This is a genomic window from Enterococcus viikkiensis, assembly GCF_005405345.1.
GTDB lineage: Bacteria > Bacillota > Bacilli > Lactobacillales > Enterococcaceae > Enterococcus_A > Enterococcus_A viikkiensis.
This window is the reverse complement of sequence record NZ_BJDW01000002.1, coordinates 164546-182740: the sequence shown is the minus strand read 5'-3', so window position 1 is coordinate 182740 and position 18195 is coordinate 164546. Positions and strand designations below refer to the sequence as shown.

General features: G+C 40.5%; 15 protein-coding genes. 10 read left to right on the top strand and 5 right to left on the bottom strand.

All coding sequences use genetic code 11. The annotated features are described in order from the left end of the window. The first annotated feature begins 1 nt into the window (after position 1). The 5 genes from FFM67_RS02190 to yihA all read left to right on the top strand — a co-directional run bounded on the left by FFM67_RS02190 (position 2) and on the right by yihA (position 4944). Positions 2 to 547, top strand: a complete 546-nt coding sequence (locus FFM67_RS02190; RefSeq protein ID WP_137613035.1) for an RDD family protein — start codon at positions 2 to 4, stop codon at positions 545 to 547. After that, a complete protein-coding gene (locus FFM67_RS02185) occupies positions 544 to 1467 on the top strand; it encodes a tetratricopeptide repeat protein (protein ID WP_137613034.1) in 924 nt (307 codons plus the stop codon). The genes FFM67_RS02190 and FFM67_RS02185 overlap by 4 nt, the downstream gene beginning before the upstream one ends. Positions 1468 to 1570: 103 nt before the next feature. Continuing rightward, the gene (gene tig, locus FFM67_RS02180; RefSeq protein ID WP_137613033.1) at positions 1571 to 2854 is read left to right on the top strand and encodes a trigger factor; all 1284 of its coding nucleotides are present in this window, start codon (positions 1571 to 1573) and stop codon (positions 2852 to 2854) included. Between the two features lie 159 nt (positions 2855 to 3013). Further along, on the top strand, positions 3014 to 4261 hold the full coding sequence (gene clpX, locus FFM67_RS02175; RefSeq protein ID WP_137613032.1) for an ATP-dependent Clp protease ATP-binding subunit ClpX: 1248 nt from the start codon (positions 3014 to 3016) through the stop codon (positions 4259 to 4261). 98 nt (positions 4262 to 4359) lie between these two features. Beyond that, positions 4360 to 4944 carry a ribosome biogenesis GTP-binding protein YihA/YsxC gene (gene yihA, locus FFM67_RS02170; protein ID WP_137613031.1) on the top strand — a complete coding sequence of 195 codons (585 nt, stop codon included), beginning with the start codon at positions 4360 to 4362 and terminating at the stop codon, positions 4942 to 4944. A gap of 51 nt (positions 4945 to 4995) precedes the next feature. On the opposite strand, the gene FFM67_RS12235 is transcribed toward yihA, so the two are convergent. Then, complete coding sequence (locus FFM67_RS12235) at positions 4996 to 5148, bottom strand: SPJ_0845 family protein (RefSeq protein WP_170177975.1); 153 nt, start codon at positions 5146 to 5148, stop codon at positions 4996 to 4998. A 134-nt stretch (positions 5149 to 5282) separates the two neighbouring features. Here FFM67_RS12235 and FFM67_RS02165 point away from each other — a divergent pair, with 134 nt between their 5' ends. After that, positions 5283 to 6611, top strand: a complete 1329-nt coding sequence (locus tag FFM67_RS02165; RefSeq protein ID WP_137613030.1) for a hypothetical protein — start codon at positions 5283 to 5285, stop codon at positions 6609 to 6611. A gap of 29 nt (positions 6612 to 6640) precedes the next feature. Continuing rightward, entirely contained in the window at positions 6641 to 6826 is a 186-nt protein-coding gene (locus FFM67_RS02160; RefSeq protein ID WP_071862775.1) for a hypothetical protein, read from the top strand. Between the two features lie 66 nt (positions 6827 to 6892). Here the strand turns inward: FFM67_RS02160 and FFM67_RS02155 are convergent, their stop codons facing one another. Genes FFM67_RS02155 through FFM67_RS02145 form a run of 3 tightly spaced genes read right to left on the bottom strand, consistent with a single transcriptional unit; the run spans position 6893 to position 10528 of the window. Continuing rightward, the gene (locus FFM67_RS02155; RefSeq protein ID WP_137613029.1) at positions 6893 to 8818 is read right to left on the bottom strand and encodes a PTS fructose transporter subunit IIABC; all 1926 of its coding nucleotides are present in this window, start codon (positions 8816 to 8818) and stop codon (positions 6893 to 6895) included. Positions 8819 to 8864: 46 nt separating this feature from the next. Then, positions 8865 to 9779: a 1-phosphofructokinase gene (gene pfkB, locus FFM67_RS02150; RefSeq protein ID WP_137613028.1), complete on the bottom strand. Its 915-nt coding sequence runs from the start codon at positions 9777 to 9779 to the stop codon at positions 8865 to 8867. Then, a complete protein-coding gene (locus FFM67_RS02145) occupies positions 9776 to 10528 on the bottom strand; it encodes a DeoR/GlpR family DNA-binding transcription regulator (protein ID WP_137613027.1) in 753 nt (250 codons plus the stop codon). Before FFM67_RS02145 ends, pfkB begins: the two co-directional genes overlap by 4 nt. A 155-nt stretch (positions 10529 to 10683) precedes the next feature. Here FFM67_RS02145 and FFM67_RS02140 point away from each other — a divergent pair, with 155 nt between their 5' ends. Continuing rightward, positions 10684 to 12144, top strand: a complete 1461-nt coding sequence (locus tag FFM67_RS02140; RefSeq protein WP_137613026.1) for an alpha-amylase — start codon at positions 10684 to 10686, stop codon at positions 12142 to 12144. Between the two features lie 7 nt (positions 12145 to 12151). Here FFM67_RS02140 and FFM67_RS02135 read toward each other — a convergent pair whose 3' ends face one another. Beyond that, positions 12152 to 13726 carry a ClC family H(+)/Cl(-) exchange transporter gene (locus FFM67_RS02135; protein ID WP_137613025.1) on the bottom strand — a complete coding sequence of 525 codons (1575 nt, stop codon included), beginning with the start codon at positions 13724 to 13726 and terminating at the stop codon, positions 12152 to 12154. Between the two features lie 152 nt (positions 13727 to 13878). Here FFM67_RS02135 and pcrA point away from each other — a divergent pair, with 152 nt between their 5' ends. Together pcrA and ligA are read left to right on the top strand one after the other, a co-directional pair. After that, positions 13879 to 16131, top strand: a complete 2253-nt coding sequence (pcrA, locus tag FFM67_RS02130) for a DNA helicase PcrA (protein WP_137613024.1) — start codon at positions 13879 to 13881, stop codon at positions 16129 to 16131. A 38-nt stretch (positions 16132 to 16169) separates the two neighbouring features. Beyond that, complete coding sequence (gene ligA, locus FFM67_RS02125; RefSeq protein WP_137613068.1) at positions 16170 to 18188, top strand: NAD-dependent DNA ligase LigA; 2019 nt, start codon at positions 16170 to 16172, stop codon at positions 18186 to 18188. Positions 18189 to 18195: the final 7 nt, after the last annotated feature.

The window sequence follows — 18195 nt, the reverse complement described above, 5'->3', positions numbered from 1 at the left end:
GATGACAAAAGAAATAACTCATCGACCAGCAGTAGGACCTGTTCAACAATTACTAAAAAAATCAAAGCAAGGGCCAGTCTTCAATCATTATCCCGATTATTTTTATAGCGGCTTTTGGATTCGTTTTTTTGCTTATTTGATTGATCTGCTTTGTATCTCGGCTATTACCGGCATTTTGTTAGGGCTGCCGGCAAATCTGTTAGGTTGGAATAAAAGTACAGATTTAATAAGTATCTATGGCATTTCGGCGTTAGTCATTTACTTAGCGTATTTTATTTTATTGACGAAATTAAATCAGGGTCAAACAATCGGCAAGATGATTTTTGGCATCCGAGTAGTTTGCTTTACAGAAGTAGCACTTAGTTGGAAAACGGTTTTGGTGCGAGAAGGCGCTTGTCGGTTTATTCTACGAGGATCATTTTTTATGTTAGGCTATTTAGTCACAATTTTTACACCAAACAAGCAACACCTCGGCGATTATTTCTCCGATACGAGTGTTGTGACGATAAATTTAGTAACAGCTAGAGAGGATTTTTCAGAAGTATGAAGCCAATCGATTTTCCATACAAAGATCACTATTATTTAACCTTAGCCGAGGAAGCTTTTTCTACCGGTGACTACGTAGCGGCATTAGAAAATTATAAATTGGCATACGAAGAAGCACCCTCAATCAAATTGAATCATTTAATTGCTAGTCTGGCATTGGAACAGGGAAATTTTACTGAGGCGCTGGAGTATGCCGAAGATGAACAAGATAGCTATTTAGAAACTCTTGAGAGATTGGATCTATATATACAGATTCAACTTTATACACACCAGTTTTTTGCTGCTCGCGAGTTTTTATGGCGGGCACAAAAAAGAAAAATGCTCACCGAGGAACAACAAAATCTTTGGACCGTGCGAATCGATGATCAAGAAAATTTTTATCAAAAGCAGCAACAAGCGGCGATCAAAAGGTTGGAGACAGAATTAATCAAGTTGCCGGAATTGTCTTCGGTGGAGCAGTTACAACTGGTACGGAAAATCAAGGGCTTATCTGACGAACGGTTGAAAAGCTGGACAGAAAAATGGATGATTGACCCAAACGTTGCGCCGCTAGTTCGCAGCTATTTATTTGAAAATTTAGGTCGTGTTGGCGTAACTGAAAAAGTCCGCTATTTGACCATTCAAGGTGAAATCGTAGAACTTTCACCAGCTGAGACTGCTTTTGATGACCGTTTGCAACAAGCGATTGAAGCTTGCTTGACGAAACGCTTAGAAGACAATGACCCGATTCTTTTGGCGAATTTATTGGAGCAGTTGAAGCTGGAGATGGCCTTTTTGTATCCTTTGCAGTATTCCTTCATGAAGCCAGATGCATGGGCGGAAAGTTATTTAGCGGAATATTCAGGCAGTTTTGCAGTGTTAGATGAACAGGTGGAAGCAATTCGACAAAAAATTAAACAAATGATGTTTGATTATCATTAAAAAATGCCGAGAGTAAAAGCTTTATATTTACAATTAAGAACCAGTAGTGTACTATTTAAAGGTATGCAAAATGCAAGTATATTAGTATTCGGAGGGAACAAACGTGACTGCAAATTTTGAAAAAACAGGCACCAATGATGGTGTGTTAACTTTCTCGATTGAACAAGCAGAAATTCAAAAGGGATTAACAAATGCATTCAACAAAGTAAAGAAAAATCTTAATGTACCTGGCTTCCGTAAAGGAAAAGTATCTCGCCAAGTATTTAACCGGATGTACGGCGAAGAAGCATTGTATGAAGATGCATTAAACGATGTATTGCCAGTTGCTTATGAAGCAGCGGTTAAAGAAGCAGGTATCGATCCAGTTTCTCAACCAAAAATCGATGTAGACAGCATGGAAAAAGGCGAAGCTTGGGTTATTAAAGCTGAAGTAACCGTGAAACCTGAAGTGAAACTAGGCGACTACAAAGAACTTGAAGTTCCTAAACAAGAAGTTGAAGTATCTGAAGAAGACGTGGATGCACGTGTGAAATCAGAACAAGAAGCACAGGCGGAATTAGTCATCAAAGAAGATGAAGCTGCTGAAAATGGCGATACAACTGTAATCGATTTTGAAGGCTTCGTTGGTGAAGAACCATTTGAAGGCGGTAAAGGCGAAAATTACTCACTTGAACTAGGTTCAGGCTCATTTATCCCTGGCTTTGAAGAACAATTAGTTGGACACAAAGCTGGCGAAAACTTAGACGTAACTGTGACTTTCCCAGAAGATTATCAAGCAGAAGATCTTGCGGGTAAAGAAGCGATCTTTAAAGTAACAATTCACGAAGTAAAAGCGAAAGAACTTCCTGAATTAGACGATGATTTTGCCAAAGACGTTGATGAAGAAGTCAATTCTTTAGACGAATTAAAAGCAAAATACCGTGACGAATTAACAAAACAAAAAGCAGAAGCTGCGAAAGAAGCAAAAGACGAAGCGGCTATCAAGCAAGCCGTTGAAAATGCTGAAATCGTTGAATTGCCACATGTAATGGTTCACGATGAAGTACACCGTTCAATGGATGAATTCTTAAATAACATGCAACGTCAAGGAATTTCACCAGAAATGTACTATCAATTAACTGGTTCAACAGAAGAAGACTTGCATACTCAATTCGAAGGCGAAGCGGATAACCGCGTCAAAACAAACTTGGTAATGGAAGCAATCGTTGAAGCAGAAAAAATTGAAGCATCTAAAGAAGATGTAGAAAAAGAAATCAACGAATTAGCTGAAATGTATCAAATGCCTAAAGAACAAATCAGCCGTGTTTTAACGGAAGATATGCTTGAACATGATATTAAAATGAAAAAAGCTGTTGAATTAGTAACAGGAACAGCTGTTGAAAAATAAACTTATGGTAAAAGCACCCTTATAAAAGGGTGCTTTTTTTCTTTAGAAATCCTTTCTATTTGTTCTCGGTTTCTTTGTCTTTTTGGGTCTTTGTGGTATTATAGATAAAGACTGCAATCGTGGAAACACTTGTAGAGAAAGAAACAAGAGGTGACAGCTATGTATGAAAGCACAGGCGCAGGTGAGACAGTTCGCTGTTCATTTTGCGGTAAGACCCAAGAAGAAGTAAAAAAAGTTGTTGCGGGTCCCGGAGTATACATCTGTAATGAATGTATCGACCTTTGTAAAGAGATTATCGACGAAGAGTTCCACGAAGAAGCGATTCGTGAATTTATCGATGTACCGAAACCAAAAGAACTATTAGATGTTTTAAATCAATATGTCATCGGACAAGATCGAGCGAAAAAAGCTTTGTCAGTTGCGGTATATAACCATTACAAACGGGTAAATACTGAAAATGATGGAACCGATGACGTTGAGTTGCAAAAAAGTAATATTTGTTTAATCGGACCAACTGGTTCTGGTAAAACGTTCTTAGCCCAAACGTTAGCTCGGACCTTGAACGTTCCCTTTGCAATTGCCGATGCGACAAGTTTGACGGAAGCTGGTTATGTAGGGGAAGATGTTGAGAATATTCTTTTAAAATTACTACAATCAGCAGATTATAATGTTGAACGTGCTGAAAAGGGAATTATTTATATCGATGAAATTGATAAAATTACTCGTAAAAGCGAGAATGTTTCAATTACACGTGACGTTTCCGGTGAAGGGGTTCAACAAGCGTTATTAAAGATTCTTGAAGGAACGGTTGCGAGTGTTCCGCCTCAGGGTGGACGGAAGCATCCACATCAAGAATTTATCCAAATTGACACAACGAATATCTTGTTCATCGTCGGAGGGGCCTTTGATGGGATTGAAACAATCGTTAAGAACCGTCTAGGTGAAAAGACGATCGGTTTTGGAACGAATAATAAAAAAGTCGATGAGGATGAGAGTATTATGCAACAAATCATCCCTGAAGATTTATTGAAATTTGGATTAATTCCAGAATTCATTGGACGGTTACCTGTTACAACCGCTTTGGAAAAATTAACAACGGAAGATTTAGTCCATATTTTGACTGAACCTAAAAATGCGTTAGTTAAGCAATATCAAAAATTACTTTCTTACGATGAGACGGAGTTATCTTTTGATCCAGATGCCTTGAAGGCTATTGCAGACAAAGCAATTGCACGGAATACGGGGGCACGTGGACTACGTTCCATTATTGAGGATGTCATGATGGATGTTATGTTCGATATTCCTTCTGACGAAACAATTGCTAAAGTCGTTGTTACGAAAGATTCAGTCGACGGTTCTGGTAAACCAGTGATTGAATACCAAACGGACGAAAAAAAAGCCGGTTAATAGGCGAATCCGAAAGTAACAGCCGAAACACCAAAATAGATGTATGAAGGAGCTGCGACAGATTCGTGTCCCAGCTCCTTTTTGAAAGGCGTGAAAGAATGAAAGTTCATAATGCAGAGATCGTGATTAGTGCGGTCTCGCCCAAACAATATCCAGAAACAGATTTACCTGAAATTGCCTTGGCTGGACGTTCCAATGTTGGCAAATCTTCCTTCATCAATACGTTAATTGATCGTAAAAATCTTGCACGGACTTCTGGCAAACCTGGTAAAACCCAAACGTTAAATTTTTATTTGATAGAAAATGCCTTGCATTTTGTAGATGTACCTGGCTATGGGTATGCCAAGGTTTCCAAAACAGAGCGGGCGAAATGGGGCGAGATGATTGAGACGTATATCACTAGCCGAAAACAACTGCGAGCCGTTGTTTCCTTAGTTGATGTTCGTCACGATCCGAGTAAAGAAGATATTCAAATGTATGAATTTTTGAAATATTATCATATTCCAGTGATCGTCGTAGCAACGAAGGCTGATAAGATTCCTCGTGGAAAATGGAACAAGCATACTAGTGCCATCAAGAAAAAATTGGATTTTGATCCAAGCGATACCTTCATTCTTTTTTCTTCTGAAACTAAGCAAGGAAAAGAAGAAGCTTGGCAAGCGATCGAAGCCGCAATCAAATAAAAAACTGCAGGCATGCGTGTAAGCAAAGGCTGCAGTTTCAAGGGATCAGCATTAAGCTTGATCCTTTTTTTTGTTTGTATCGTCGTTCTTTGGTTTTAAAAATTTTTGAATGTCCGCATCCTTCTTGACTTCTTTATCAGGATCCACTGCAAACGATTCAAAAAGCTTGTCCAAATCATCGGCTCTTTCGAATTTTAAACCCATGTGAACACCTCCGCTTTATTTTTACCATAGTTTATTCTAGTATACAATTTTTTGAAAACTTAATGGTCAATTTCTTAGTGATTTTTAAATCTTTAAGATATAATTAAAATAGAGAAAGAAGAAAGGGGAAGGCAATGACAAAACAGCAAAAATTGTATGGCATCAGCCAACTTTGCGATTTAAAGCAAGCCGATATTCAATCACACTTAGCTGACTGGTCGATTATGAGTCGTTTATTGCTGGAACCGGATAAGATGTCAATCAATGGCTCAGAACAAGCATTTGATGCTCAAGAATTACAACAGGTCGTTGAGCATCTTGGCATGGAAGAAGATTTTTGGTTGCAACTAAAAAATACAGACGAGGAAACGACGATTCATTTAGTGGGAGAGACCCTTTTTGAAAAATCAATTATTTTAGAAAAAACGTTCCATTATTGGGAAAATGTTTACCTAGATTACTTAAAGGCACGCTTAATCAAACATGGCTTATTTGCCTACCTACGTTCTTATGACGAGTATTTATATCACAATACGAGTGAACTAGAAAAACGGCGTTCCTTGGAGTCCATGGAAGAAACACAAGCATTGCCAAAAATGAGAGGGCTTAACGGCGATATCATGGTGGATTGTAATAAGTTTCCAGGCTACGATGTTTTTTATAAAGGCGTTTGTTTAACGTCTTGTTGGTGGTTGTTTCTAGGAGAGTCCTATAAAAAATTATTTGCCAAGCCCTTATTGCTGGACCTCCAGCAAGTTGAACAAGTGGGTGAACTTGGTGGCGGCGTCTTTTTTGAATTGTATAAGGATCCATTTCAGTGGCATGAAGAAGCGAACTTGCGGTTTCAGCAGTTATTTCGTGATCAATTAGGGATCTCGCAACTGTCTTATACGAATGGAATTGGATTGTTGAAGCAACCGTATATAGAATTTGCATTTGAAGATACGGTTGTTCAAACGGTTCAGTATCAAAATGAACAGTTTCAACCAACCGAAAAAAATAGGGCCTCTTATTTTGTTACACGGACCTATAATTTTTTAACCAATCAATACCGCGTAAATCGAATGAAGGGCGGACTAAATGCACTCGCCTATTTCCCTTGGATTGATGATGAAAGTGAACGAATGATGAACTATCACATTTTATATCCTGAATTGACGTTAGACAAGGGATTAGCGGCTTTTGAGTATTATATCCGGGATTCAATTGAATTCAAAATTCAGGATGCCCAGTATAAGGATTATACGGCTGTTTTACAATTGTTTATTCCTAAAAAAGCCTTTTTGGATTTTCCTTTAGAAGAATTGAAAGTTGCGTTAAACGACATGACAATCCATCAAATCAGTCGGAAAAATGATTCTTTAACATTTTCCTTAGAAAAAGAAGCGAAGCATTTGGTTGTGTCATTTATTGATCAAAAAAAAGTGTCGGCGAAAAATCAATTGGACATCCTAGAAATTTAAAACTTAATACAAAAAGGGAGAGGGTAGTTATGAATTTAAGATACATTAAGATTATGGGGAGTTGCTTATTAGTCGTTGGAATGATTTTTGGATTGCCGCTTGCATCATTAGAAATTCCTTTGTCAATCGCAGTGTTCTTTATCGGAATGATTCTTTTTTCAATTGAACCGAAACCTCAGCCCGTTCGTGTTCGTAGAAAAGACCGCTGGTTATAAATGATAGTGAAGAAAAAAACCACTTTCGAATGTTTTCGAAAGTGGTTTTTTCTTTGTTACCTAAGATTAGTTAGCAATAGGCTTTTTCACTAAGCCATAAATAACGCCTGAAACAATTGCGCCAATCGCAATAAATACTAGATAAAGTAGTGGATGGCTCAGTAATAAAACTACGAAGATTCCACCATGTGGGGCCAATAATTTGATACCAACCGCTCCGACTAAGCCGCCAGCTAAAGCTGAACCTACAACGAAGCTTGGGATGACCCGAATAGGATCGGCAGCCGCAAATGGGATTGCACCTTCAGTTACGAAAGATAAGCCCATCACGATATTGGTCAAACCTGCGTCCACTTGGTCTTTTTCGAATTTATTTTTGAATAGGCGAGTAGCGACAAAGATTGCTAATGGAGGGACCATCCCGCCGGCCATAACGGCTGCCATAACGATTGATCCGCCTTGAGCGACGCTTGAAGCAAGCGTTGCGGTACCAAAGACATAAGCTGCTTTGTTGATAGGACCACCTAAGTCAACAGCCATCATCCCACCAAGTAATGCACCAAGTAAAATCGCATTTGATCCACTAAGGCCAGTCAAGAAACCATTCAATGCATCGTTGATCGCTTTCATAGGGATATTAACTAACAGCATCAAGAAACCGGTGATTAATAGTCCAAAGAAAGGATAGAACAGAATAGCTTTGATTCCTTCAAGTGATTTAGGCAAGTTCTTAAATAATTTCTTCAAGAAGATAATGACGTATCCAGCGATAAAACCACCAAGCAATGCACCTAAGAAACCAGCGCCGCCAGTATTAGCCAAGGCACCTGCTGCAAAACCAGCGATCAAACCAGGACGGTCAGCGATACTTGAAGCGATGAATCCCGCTAAAACAGGAAGCATGAACCCGAATGCGGCACCACCGATTTGATTGAACCAACTAGCTGCTTGGTTGTAATTTCCCAAATTAGCAAGTTCTGAATGGGGAACGCCAATAAATTGGTCGATCATGAATGACAATGCGATCATGATCCCGCCACCGATCACGAATGGTAGCATATGAGAAACACCGTTCATTAAATCTTTATAAATCCGTTGTCCGACGGTTCCGTTGTCACTTTTTTCTTCATCTGCTGACGAAGCAGCGCCATCGCCATGATAGGTTGGGGCATTGCCGCTTAAGGCCAAATTGATCAATTCTTCTGGCTTGCGAATCCCGTCGCTAACTGGACGATTGACTAATTCTTTTCCATTAAAACGATTCATTTCAACTTTTTTATCCGCCGCAACGATAACACCGTCTGCACGAGCGATATCTTCGGCTGTTAGGCGATGTTTGATTCCTTCAGAGCCATTGGTTTCGACTTTGATATCGACACCCAATTCTTTTGCTTTTTTCTTTAATGCGTCCTCCGCCATGTAGGTGTGAGCGATACCGGTAGGGCAGGCTGTTACAGCTACAAGATAGCGACGATTTTCATCTGTGATGCTTTTTAAAGCGGCGGCTTGTTCTTCCGCTTTTTCTTCTGCTTCTTTGGCCTTTTCGGCGATATCAAAGGTTTCTTGAACTTGTTCAGGGGTTTCTGCTGATTTTAGTTTCGCAACGAAATCAGGATCAATCAATAGTCTTGAAAGAGCAGCTAATGCTTGTAGGTGGGTATCATTCGCGCCTTCTGGAGCAGCGATCATGAAGAAAAGGTAAGTAGGTTGACCGTCTAATGATTCATAATCGACACCTGCTTTACTTTTTGCAAATAAAACCGTTGCTTCCTTAACCGCGCCGTTTTTTGCGTGGGGCATTGCGATGCCGTCGCCTAAGCCAGTTGAAGTCTGTGCTTCACGATTTAAAATTCCTTCTTTATAAACCTCAATGTCAGAAATACGGCCAGCGTCGTACATCTTTTGAACCATTTCATCAATCGCGGCTTTTTTAGTCGTTGCCTGCAAATCCATGATCATGGCTTCTTTGATCAATAAATCTTTAATATCCATGGTAGTTCCTCCATTTTTAACTTTTTTCAGAAGTGGTGAGAATAAACTATTTTACTTTTGTGATCTCAACTTCTGGTAATAATTCTTGGATAAAATCCGCAGTGGCTAAATCATCAGAGAAAGTTGTAGCACTGCCGCAAGCTACGCCCCATTTGAATGCTTCAACTGGGTCTTGCGTTTTCGTATAGTTACCAACGAAACCTGCAATCATTGAATCGCCAGCTCCAACAGAGTTTTTAACGCTTCGCGTAAGGACGTTGGAGCGGTAAATGCCATCCTTTGTAAATAACAACGCACCGTCACCGGCCATCGAAACTAATGCATGTTGCGCACCTTCGTCCAGTAGACGTTGGCCGTAAGGATAGATCGCTTCAACGGAATCAAAAGAAGTTTGATATAAATCGGCTAATTCATGATTATTTGGTTTGACTAGTAGCGGTGCTTGTTCTAAAGCATCCATTAAATCTGCACCGGTGGTATCGATCACAAATGAAGCGCCTTGCGCTTTGACGATTTCGATTAATTCTTGGTAGAAACCAGTCGGAACACTTGCTGGCTTGCTGCCAGAAAGAACAACGATATCATCAGCATTGAGATTGTTTAAAACTTTTTTCAATTCAGTCCTTTCCGCTAAAGAAACAGCAGGGCCTTGACCGTTGATTTCAGTTTCTTGATCGGCTTTTAGTTTGATATTAATCCGGGTGTCGTCAGCAACGGTGGTAAAATTTGTTTTGATGGCTTCTTTAGTCATCCAATTTTCAATAAACGATCCAGTAAATCCGCCAAGAAAACCTAAGGCAGTGGAGTCGTTATTGATGCGCTTCAAAATTCTTGAAACATTGATGCCTTTACCACCGGGTAATTTTAAATCGTTTTTCATTCGATTGACATCGCCGATCGCTAATTGGTCGACATGCACGATATAATCAATCGAAGGATTTAGTGTCACTGTATAGATCATACAGAAACCTCCTTTAAGGTAGTTTGTTCTGTGATTTGATCATGGATAACCAAAGGACAGGTATCGGTGAGGATTGAAGCTGCCGATAATGGAGCGACACTGACAAAACTCGTCTGATTGAACTTGCTATGATCGACTAAAACAAACGCTTTTTCGGATTGCTGGATGGCTGCTCGTTTCAAGATGGCTTCTTCTGCATCAGGGGTTGAGTAGCCGCTATCCAAATGGACACCATTCATACCCATGAAGGCTTTGTTGAAACGATATTGGGTTAGTTGTTGCAGCGCTTGTGATCCTATCACGGCATCAGTAGTCAATTTAATACGACCACCTAAAACAATCGTTGCGATTTGCGCTTCTACCAACCGTGCGGCTAGTCCAACGGAGTTCGTGACAACGGTGACGGTTTTATTTTTCAAGAAAGGAATCATCTCAGAGGTAGTCGTTCCGGCATCCAGATAGATCACATCGCCTTCAGCAATTTGCTCAGCGGCGTATTGGGCAACCAATTGTTTTTGTTGAATGTTTTTGGACGATTTCTCGACCATTCCCAATTCTTGTTCAAGGTGTTGAGGGCGTTTGGCTCCGCCGTGAACACGTTCTAAAACACCTAATTCTTCCAATTCGTGTAAATCGCGTCGTACGGTGGATTCTGAAGAGTCCAACCACTGAATTAACTCTTGTGATTTCACAACTCCGTCACGTTCTAACCATTCGATTATTTTTTTTCGTCGTTCTTCTGTAAGCATTTTCAACCCTCCTTCAATGAAATAGTACCATAGTTAATTTAATAATTCAATCATAAACATCCAAAAACGTTCAAAACCATTTATCGATTCTTTACAGGTCATCTTATTTTGATGGATCGTTCACATTCTGTATGATGGATATAGAGGTGATGGCTATGGAAAAACAAACAATTTTACAAGGATTTGAATGGTATCTTCCTGCTGATGGCACACATTGGAAAACACTCGCCGAAAAAGCAGAAGAATTACGTCGCTTTGGTATTAACGCAATCTGGATGCCTCCTGCTTATAAAGGATCAGAGGGAGCCAATGATGTTGGCTACGGGACTTATGATCTTTATGATTTAGGTGAGTTTGATCAAAAAGGCAGCGTTAAAACAAAATATGGAACAAAAGATGAGTATTTAAGCAGTATAGCTGCATTGAAAAAAGCTGGGCTAAAAATTTATGCGGATATTGTTTTTGATCATTTCATGGGGGCGGATGAGACAGAGATTGTCTCGGCTGTCTCTTATCAATTCGACGATCGAACAAAACCAGCTTCCGGTGAAGAAGAGATTGAAGCGTGGACTAAATTCACTTTTCCTGGACGTCAGGGAAAATACAATGAGTATCAATGGACGTGGGAAAATTTCTCTGGTGTTGATTATGACGCTCGGGAAAAGGACCATGCGATTTTTAATTTTGCCGATAAAGGCTGGGAGCCAAAGGTCGATGACGAAAATGGCAATTTTGATTATTTGATGGGCTGTAACTTAGACATGGAAAATCCAGAAACGGTAAAACAGTTAGACAACTGGGGTAAATGGTATCAGGAATTAACTGGGGTTGATGGGTATCGTTTGGATGCGGTGAAACACATTCGTTTTGATTTGTTTGTTGATTGGCTCTTGCATCGCCGGGAAGAGAAGGGGTCTGATTTGTTTGTGGTCGGCGAATATTGGTCGGATGAATTAGAAAAGCTGCAAGAGTATTTAGGGTCATCTGGCAATTTGATTTCACTTTTTGATGTACCACTACATTTTAATTTATTTCAAGCGGCTTCGACGATGGGAAAGTTTGATATGCGAAAAATTTTTGCCGGGACTTTGATTGAGACACGGCCAGATTGGGCAGTACCCTTTGTCGATAATCATGATACGCAACAAGGGCAAAGTTTGGAATCATGGGTAGAAGGTTGGTTCAAGCTTCAGGCCTACAGTCTGATTCTCCTACGTAATGAAGGAACGCCGGTCATTTTTTGGGGCGATCTTTATGGAACAGAAAATGCTGAGTCCGTTGGCGCCGGTTTGAATGCGTTGATTAAACTACGTGAAGAACTGATTTTTGGTGGCCAAGCTGATTACTTTGATGATCCTGATGTTATTGGTTGGACCTGCACGGGTGATTTTTCTCAAAAGGATTCTGGTATGGCAGTCATTATGACCAATGCTGGTGGTGGTGAGAAAGGGATGACGATCAGTGCGATTCATGAGGGTGAAATCTTTGTTGATCTGTTAGGAAACAATGAAGCAAAAATTACGTTAGATGAGAACGGACAAGGAGTATTTCCTGTTAATGACGGTCAAGTTTCAGTCTATGTAAATGAAAAAATGGCAAAAAAAATAAGAGGTTGAGCATAGCTCAGCCTCTTATTGATTTATCTTGTTTTTTCGCGACGGCTGCATGAGAACGTTCGCGTATCGACTTTTTTATTTTTTGTGTGTATCCTTCATCGGTTAAAATCATCAATAAATCCCCAACCTTCATAACGGTATCGCCATGAGTCAGAATTTCGGAAGAGCCACGACGAATCGAGATCAGTAACATCTCCTTTGGCCAGTTGAAATCACGAACCATCGTACCGTCTAATGTACTTTCTGCGGTGACAGGAAATTCAATGATTGTTTTATTTCCGGTAATGCTAGGTAAATAGCCTTTGACTAAACGCTCAAGCAGCGATTCATAAATTGGATTGCCGCCTAAAAGATCATTGATAACATAGGCAGTTAGTGAACAAACCGCCAAAGGCATCAAGTGAGTGATGTTTCCCACCATTTCGGTCACTAAAATAATGGCTGTCAAAGGCGCTTTCCCAATGGCAGTAAAATATCCGGCCATGGCAAAAATAGCAAAATCACGAATGAAATGACTATCTAACCCAAACCACTGCTGTAAAATGGTTCCGTAGATCGCACCAATCAAGGCGCCAAGGGTAAGGATCGGTAAAAAAATTCCTCCGGGAAGATTCGCCCCATAAGAAACCATTGAAAAAATGAAACGTAAAAGAAATAGACCAAGCAACAAGGTCAACGATAAATTTTGCTGTCCAATCATTAGGACAATCTGATTTCCGCCACCTAAATAATGCGGCAAAAAGAAAGCAATCGGAATAATCAATAGAAAAGGAATGAGTCCGTAAAGATGCTCTGGCAAATGTGTGTGCTTGTACCAACGTGGTAATGACAATAAAACAATTTGATAGACATAACCCAAAACACCTAATATAACGCCTAAGACAACGAGCCAGCCATAGTATTTTAATGGCAGCGAAGGGACGTCTGCAATGAAGAGTACCGGTTTTAAGCCAAAGAAATTCAGCGAAACAAGATTCGCAGTTAGTGCTGCTGTCAGTGAAGTCAGCCAAATCAAGGGTGAAAAATGATGGTGGATTTCTTCGATTACAAATAATAAACCAGCAATAGGTGCGTTGAAAGCCGCTCCTAAACCGGCTGCTGCACCGCTAGAAATAAAGATTTTTTTCTCCGAAGTAGAGGCGTGCGTATACTCGCTAAAGCCTTGCCCCACCATGGCTCCTAATTGAATCGAAGGGCCTTCGCGACCCAGAAACAATCCTGAACCAACGGAAAGGACACCGCCGACAAATTTTTTCCAAAGAATTGAGAACCAATTTAATTTGATCTCACCTTGGAGTGTGCCTTCAACTTGCGGAATTCCACTGCCTTTGATGTTCGGATCAGACTTCATCAAGGCGCCAATTGTAACGGCAAAAGCGATCATCACAAAAGCCCAAGGAATTAGCCAAAGGGGATTGTCGTGAAACCATAAGTAGAGGTTCACCACATGCTCCATCATCTTTTCAATCAGTAAGCGAAACAGACTGACGACAATTCCTGCAAGTGTGCCAATTAGGACCCCTTTTAAAATAAAAATAACTTTTGTACTATCTAAACGTTTGATTTCGTGTTCGTTTTTCATGAATTCCCTCCATACTTCTATTAAATTTAGCGCGAAATTAAAAGAAAAACAAGGATGAATCAATGAATTCTTGTTTTTAAATTGTTGCTAGTGTCGCGAAACTTTCTGAGATGCTATAATAAAAAAGATTGAAAAGAGAAAGGACGTTTTGCATGCCAAACAAACAGGAGTTGTTAGCAGGACTAAACCCTAAACAACAAGAGGCGGTACTTCACACGGAAGGCCCGCTATTAATTATGGCTGGAGCAGGAAGCGGAAAGACCCGGGTCCTGACTCATCGAATTGCTTATTTAATAGAAGAAAAAAATGTAAATCCCTGGAATATCTTAGCGATTACATTTACCAATAAAGCCGCACGAGAAATGAAGGAACGAGTGAATGGCATCTTAGGCCAAGGGGGGCAAGATGTTTGGGTTTCGACCTTTCACTCCATGTGTGTCCGAATTTTGCGCCGGGATGTAGACGCGATTGGTTATGATCGAAATTTTACAATCTTAGATGGTTCTGACCAATTGACCTTAATGAAACGAATTCTAAAAGAATTGAACATTGATCCGAAAAAATATGATCCACGTTCGATTTTAGGTGCCATTAGTAACGCGAAAAACGAATTATTGACACCGGAAACCTATGCCGAACGCCAAGGCTCTTTTTTTGAAGAAATCGTTGCTCGTTGCTATGACGCGTATCAAAAAGCGTTACGGAATAATCAAAGTATGGACTTTGATGATCTGATCATGAATACAATTCGTTTATTCGAAGAGAACGAACAAGTCTTGACCTATTATCAAAATAAATTCCATTATCTTCATGTGGACGAGTATCAAGATACCAATCATGCCCAATATACGTTAGTCAATATGCTGGCAGTGCGTTTCCGCAACCTATGTGTCGTGGGGGATGCGGACCAAAGTATTTATGGTTGGCGTGGAGCGGACATGCAAAATATTTTAGATTTTGAGAAGGATTATCATGACGCGACGGTTATTTTGTTAGAACAAAATTATCGTTCAACTAAAAGTATTTTAGATGCCGCCAATCAAGTCATTAAAAACAATAGCAACCGTCGCGACAAAAATCTTTGGACTGACAACCAAAGCGGCGAGAAAATCACATATTATCGTGCCGATAGTGAACGAGATGAAGCACAATTCATCGTTAGCAAGATCAAAGAAGAAATCCAAACCAACAATCGTAGCTATAATGACTTTGCCGTGTTGTATCGAACCAACGCCCAATCACGGGTGATTGAGGATACGTTAGTAAAATCAAATGTGCCTTATACAATGGTGGGTGGACATAAGTTCTACGATCGGAAAGAAATCAAGGATATTATTGCTTACTTAAATATTATCAATAATCCTCGCGACGGTGTCAGCTTTGAACGAGTAATCAATACACCGAAGCGTGGAATTGGTGCAGCTTCTGTTGAAAAATTACGGAATTTTGCGACGATGCACGATTGGTCAATGGTCGAGGCGGCTCAAAATGTCGACTTAGCCAATATTTCTGGAAAAGCAGGTCGTATGATCGGCGAATTTGCGATGATGATCACGCAATTTCAAGAAATGATCGCGTATTTGCCAGTGACGGAATTAGTCGATCAAGTATTAGAACGAACAGGCTACCTAGATGAATTAAAAAATCAACGAACCTTAGAAGCCGAATCTCGTTTAGAAAACTTGGAGGAATTTCGTTCCGTCACACAAGAATTTGATAAACGTAATGCTGTGGAAGAGGATGACGCAGCCAACGCGCCAGAAGAAAAACTGGCGATTTTCTTGAATGATTTAGCCTTAGTTTCTGACTTAGATGATTATCAAGAAGAAAGCGCCCAAGTTACGCTAATGACTCTCCACGCTGCAAAGGGACTTGAATTTCCGATTGTCTTCTTGATCGGTATGGAGGAAAAAATCTTCCCGTTGTCTCGTTCTTTGATGGAAGAAGCGGAATTAGAGGAAGAACGGCGTTTGGCTTATGTGGGGATCACGCGGGCTGAAGAAAGTTTATTTTTAACCAATGCCTTTTCGCGGACACTATACGGAAAGACTCAATACAATCAGCCTTCACGTTTTGTGGCGGAAATTGATGAAAGTCTCTTAAATCCGGTTGGAATACAGCCGCAACCAAAAGCTGCGACTTTTGGTAGTCCATTTAACATCAATAGGAATCAAATGAAGCCTAAGTATCAACAGGCCACTCGGGAACCGGTCATGAATAAAACGGCATCTGGCGGTGAAAATGAAAGCTGGAATCCCGGCGATAAAGTCCAGCATAAAAAATGGGGCGTCGGCACTGTAGTGAAAGTCAGCGGCAATTCAAAAGACGTGGAATTGGATATCGCCTTTCCACAGCAAGGTGTCAAACGTTTGTTGGCCGCTTTTGCACCGATTGAAAAAATCTAAAGATGACTATTTTTTAAGGGGGGATCTTCTTGGAACCAATGCCTTTTCAAACGGCGGAATCGCGTGTAGCGGAGCTACGAGCGGAATTGAATCAATATGCCCACGAATATTACGTACAAGATCAGCCTTCAGTGGAAGATTTTGTTTATGATAAGAAATATCAAGAATTAGTCGAAATCGAAACAGAATACCCAGACTTGATTACACCGGAATCTCCAACTCAACGTGTTGGAGGAAAGGTCCTAGAAGGATTTGAAAAGGTTGTTCATGACATTCCTTTATACAGCCTGAACGATGTTTTTAGTAAAGAAGAACTGATTGCCTTTGATGAACGGGTTAAAAAGGCGGTGGGACATTCAGTTTCTTATTGTGTTGAGTTGAAAATTGACGGGCTTTCGATTTCATTGAAATATGAGAATGGTATTTTTGTCCAAGGGGCTACTCGTGGCGATGGCTCAGTCGGTGAAAATATCACAGAGAATTTGAAAACCGTCAAATCGATTCCAATAAGACTAAAAGAACCATTATCAATTGAAGTACGAGGTGAATGTTACATGCCTAAGTCTTCATTTGTTAACTTAAATCAACAGCGGGAAGAAGAAGGCAAAGATGTTTTTGCTAATCCCCGCAATGCCGCGGCTGGAAGTTTGCGGCAATTGGATACGCGAATCGCAGCCAAACGGAATTTAAGCACGTTTTTATATACGTTAGCTGATTTCGGACCATTAGAATCAACGACCCAAGATCATGCTTTGAATGAAATGGCTCGTCTAGGGTTTCGCACCAATCCCGAACATCGCGTTTGCGAAACGATTGAAGAAGTTTGGGAATACATTGAGAAATTCCATGAAACACGAAATCAATTGCCGTATGAGATCGACGGAATCGTCATTAAGGTTAATGAGTTCAGCGTACAAGATGACTTAGGTTTTACAGTAAAAGCCCCACGTTGGGCAACGGCCTATAAATTTCCGCCAGAAGAAGCACAAACAACTTTAGTCGCTATTGATTGGACAATTGGGCGAACGGGTGTCTTAACCCCAACTGCGATTATGGAGCCGGTTCGCTTAGCAGGAACAACGGTCGGACGGGCAAGTCTGCATAATAGCGACTATATCGAGAAAAAAGATATTCGCTTAAAAGACACAATTTTAGTTTATAAAGCCGGGGATATTATACCAGAGGTCGCGCAAGTTATTTTGGAAAAGCGTCCGGCAGATAGCGAACCTTATCCAGTACCAACCCGTTGTCCCGTTTGTGAGAGTGAGCTAGTCCATTTAGATGAAGAAGTCGCTCTTCGCTGTATCAACCCCAAATGTCCGGCTCAAATCAAAGAAGGCTTGAGTCACTTCGTTTCACGCAACGCCATGAACATTGACGGTTTAGGACCGAGAGTGCTAGCACAAATGTTTGATAAAGGGTTGGTCTCAGATGTAGCGGACCTTTATGCCTTAGATAAAGAACAGCTATTGACCTTAGATAAGATCAAAGACAAATCAGCAGAAAATATTTTGCAAGCGATCGATGCCAGTCGTGAAAATTCAGTTGAACGATTGATCTTCGGTTTAGGTATTCGTCATGTAGGCGCAAAAGCGGCTGGAATCTTAGCAGAGCACTTTGGCAGTTTAACTGCACTAAGCAAAGCGGAAAAAGAGGAAATCGTGTCATTGAATACAATGGGTGAAACGATCGCGGATAGCGTAGTCACTTATTTTGAAAATGAGGAAGTCCACGAATTGATGCAGGAACTCGAAGATCGTGGAGTGAATTTAGCATACAAGGGCATTCGGGCGAGCCAATTGGAAAACGTCGAATCTCCTTTCAAAGATAAGACGATCGTTTTAACAGGCAAACTAGTGGAGTATACTCGTGAAGATGCCAAAGAAAAAATCCAAAATCTTGGTGGTAAAGTCACCGGCAGTGTTTCTAAGAAAACGGATATCGTGGTGGCCGGCGAAGAAGCGGGAAGTAAATTGACAAAAGCTCAAGGTTTAGGGATCGAAGTCTGGGATGAACAGCAAATGATCCAAGCAATCGAAGAAAGCCATCAGGAATAAGTATCTT

Bases quoted from the DNA above. Each gene is read 5' to 3' on its own strand.
- FFM67_RS02165 (WP_137613030.1), top strand. From the start codon at position 5,283: ATGACAAAACAGCAAAAATTGTATGGCATCAGCCAACTTTGCGATTTA.
- FFM67_RS02160 (WP_071862775.1), top strand. From the start codon at position 6,641: ATGAATTTAAGATACATTAAGATTATGGGGAGTTGCTTATTAGTCGTT.
- FFM67_RS02155 (WP_137613029.1), bottom strand. From the start codon at position 8,818: ATGGATATTAAAGATTTATTGATCAAAGAAGCCATGATCATGGATTTG.
- FFM67_RS02190 (WP_137613035.1), top strand. From the start codon at position 2: ATGACAAAAGAAATAACTCATCGACCAGCAGTAGGACCTGTTCAACAA.
- FFM67_RS02185 (WP_137613034.1), top strand. From the start codon at position 544: ATGAAGCCAATCGATTTTCCATACAAAGATCACTATTATTTAACCTTA.
- ligA (WP_137613068.1), top strand. From the start codon at position 16,170: ATGCCTTTTCAAACGGCGGAATCGCGTGTAGCGGAGCTACGAGCGGAA.
- FFM67_RS02135 (WP_137613025.1), bottom strand. From the start codon at position 13,726: ATGAAAAACGAACACGAAATCAAACGTTTAGATAGTACAAAAGTTATT.
- FFM67_RS12235 (WP_170177975.1), bottom strand. From the start codon at position 5,148: ATGGGTTTAAAATTCGAAAGAGCCGATGATTTGGACAAGCTTTTTGAA.
- clpX (WP_137613032.1), top strand. From the start codon at position 3,014: ATGTATGAAAGCACAGGCGCAGGTGAGACAGTTCGCTGTTCATTTTGC.
- pfkB (WP_137613028.1), bottom strand. From the start codon at position 9,779: ATGATCTATACAGTGACACTAAATCCTTCGATTGATTATATCGTGCAT.
- pcrA (WP_137613024.1), top strand. From the start codon at position 13,879: ATGCCAAACAAACAGGAGTTGTTAGCAGGACTAAACCCTAAACAACAA.
- yihA (WP_137613031.1), top strand. From the start codon at position 4,360: ATGAAAGTTCATAATGCAGAGATCGTGATTAGTGCGGTCTCGCCCAAA.
- FFM67_RS02145 (WP_137613027.1), bottom strand. From the start codon at position 10,528: ATGCTTACAGAAGAACGACGAAAAAAAATAATCGAATGGTTAGAACGT.
- FFM67_RS02140 (WP_137613026.1), top strand. From the start codon at position 10,684: ATGGAAAAACAAACAATTTTACAAGGATTTGAATGGTATCTTCCTGCT.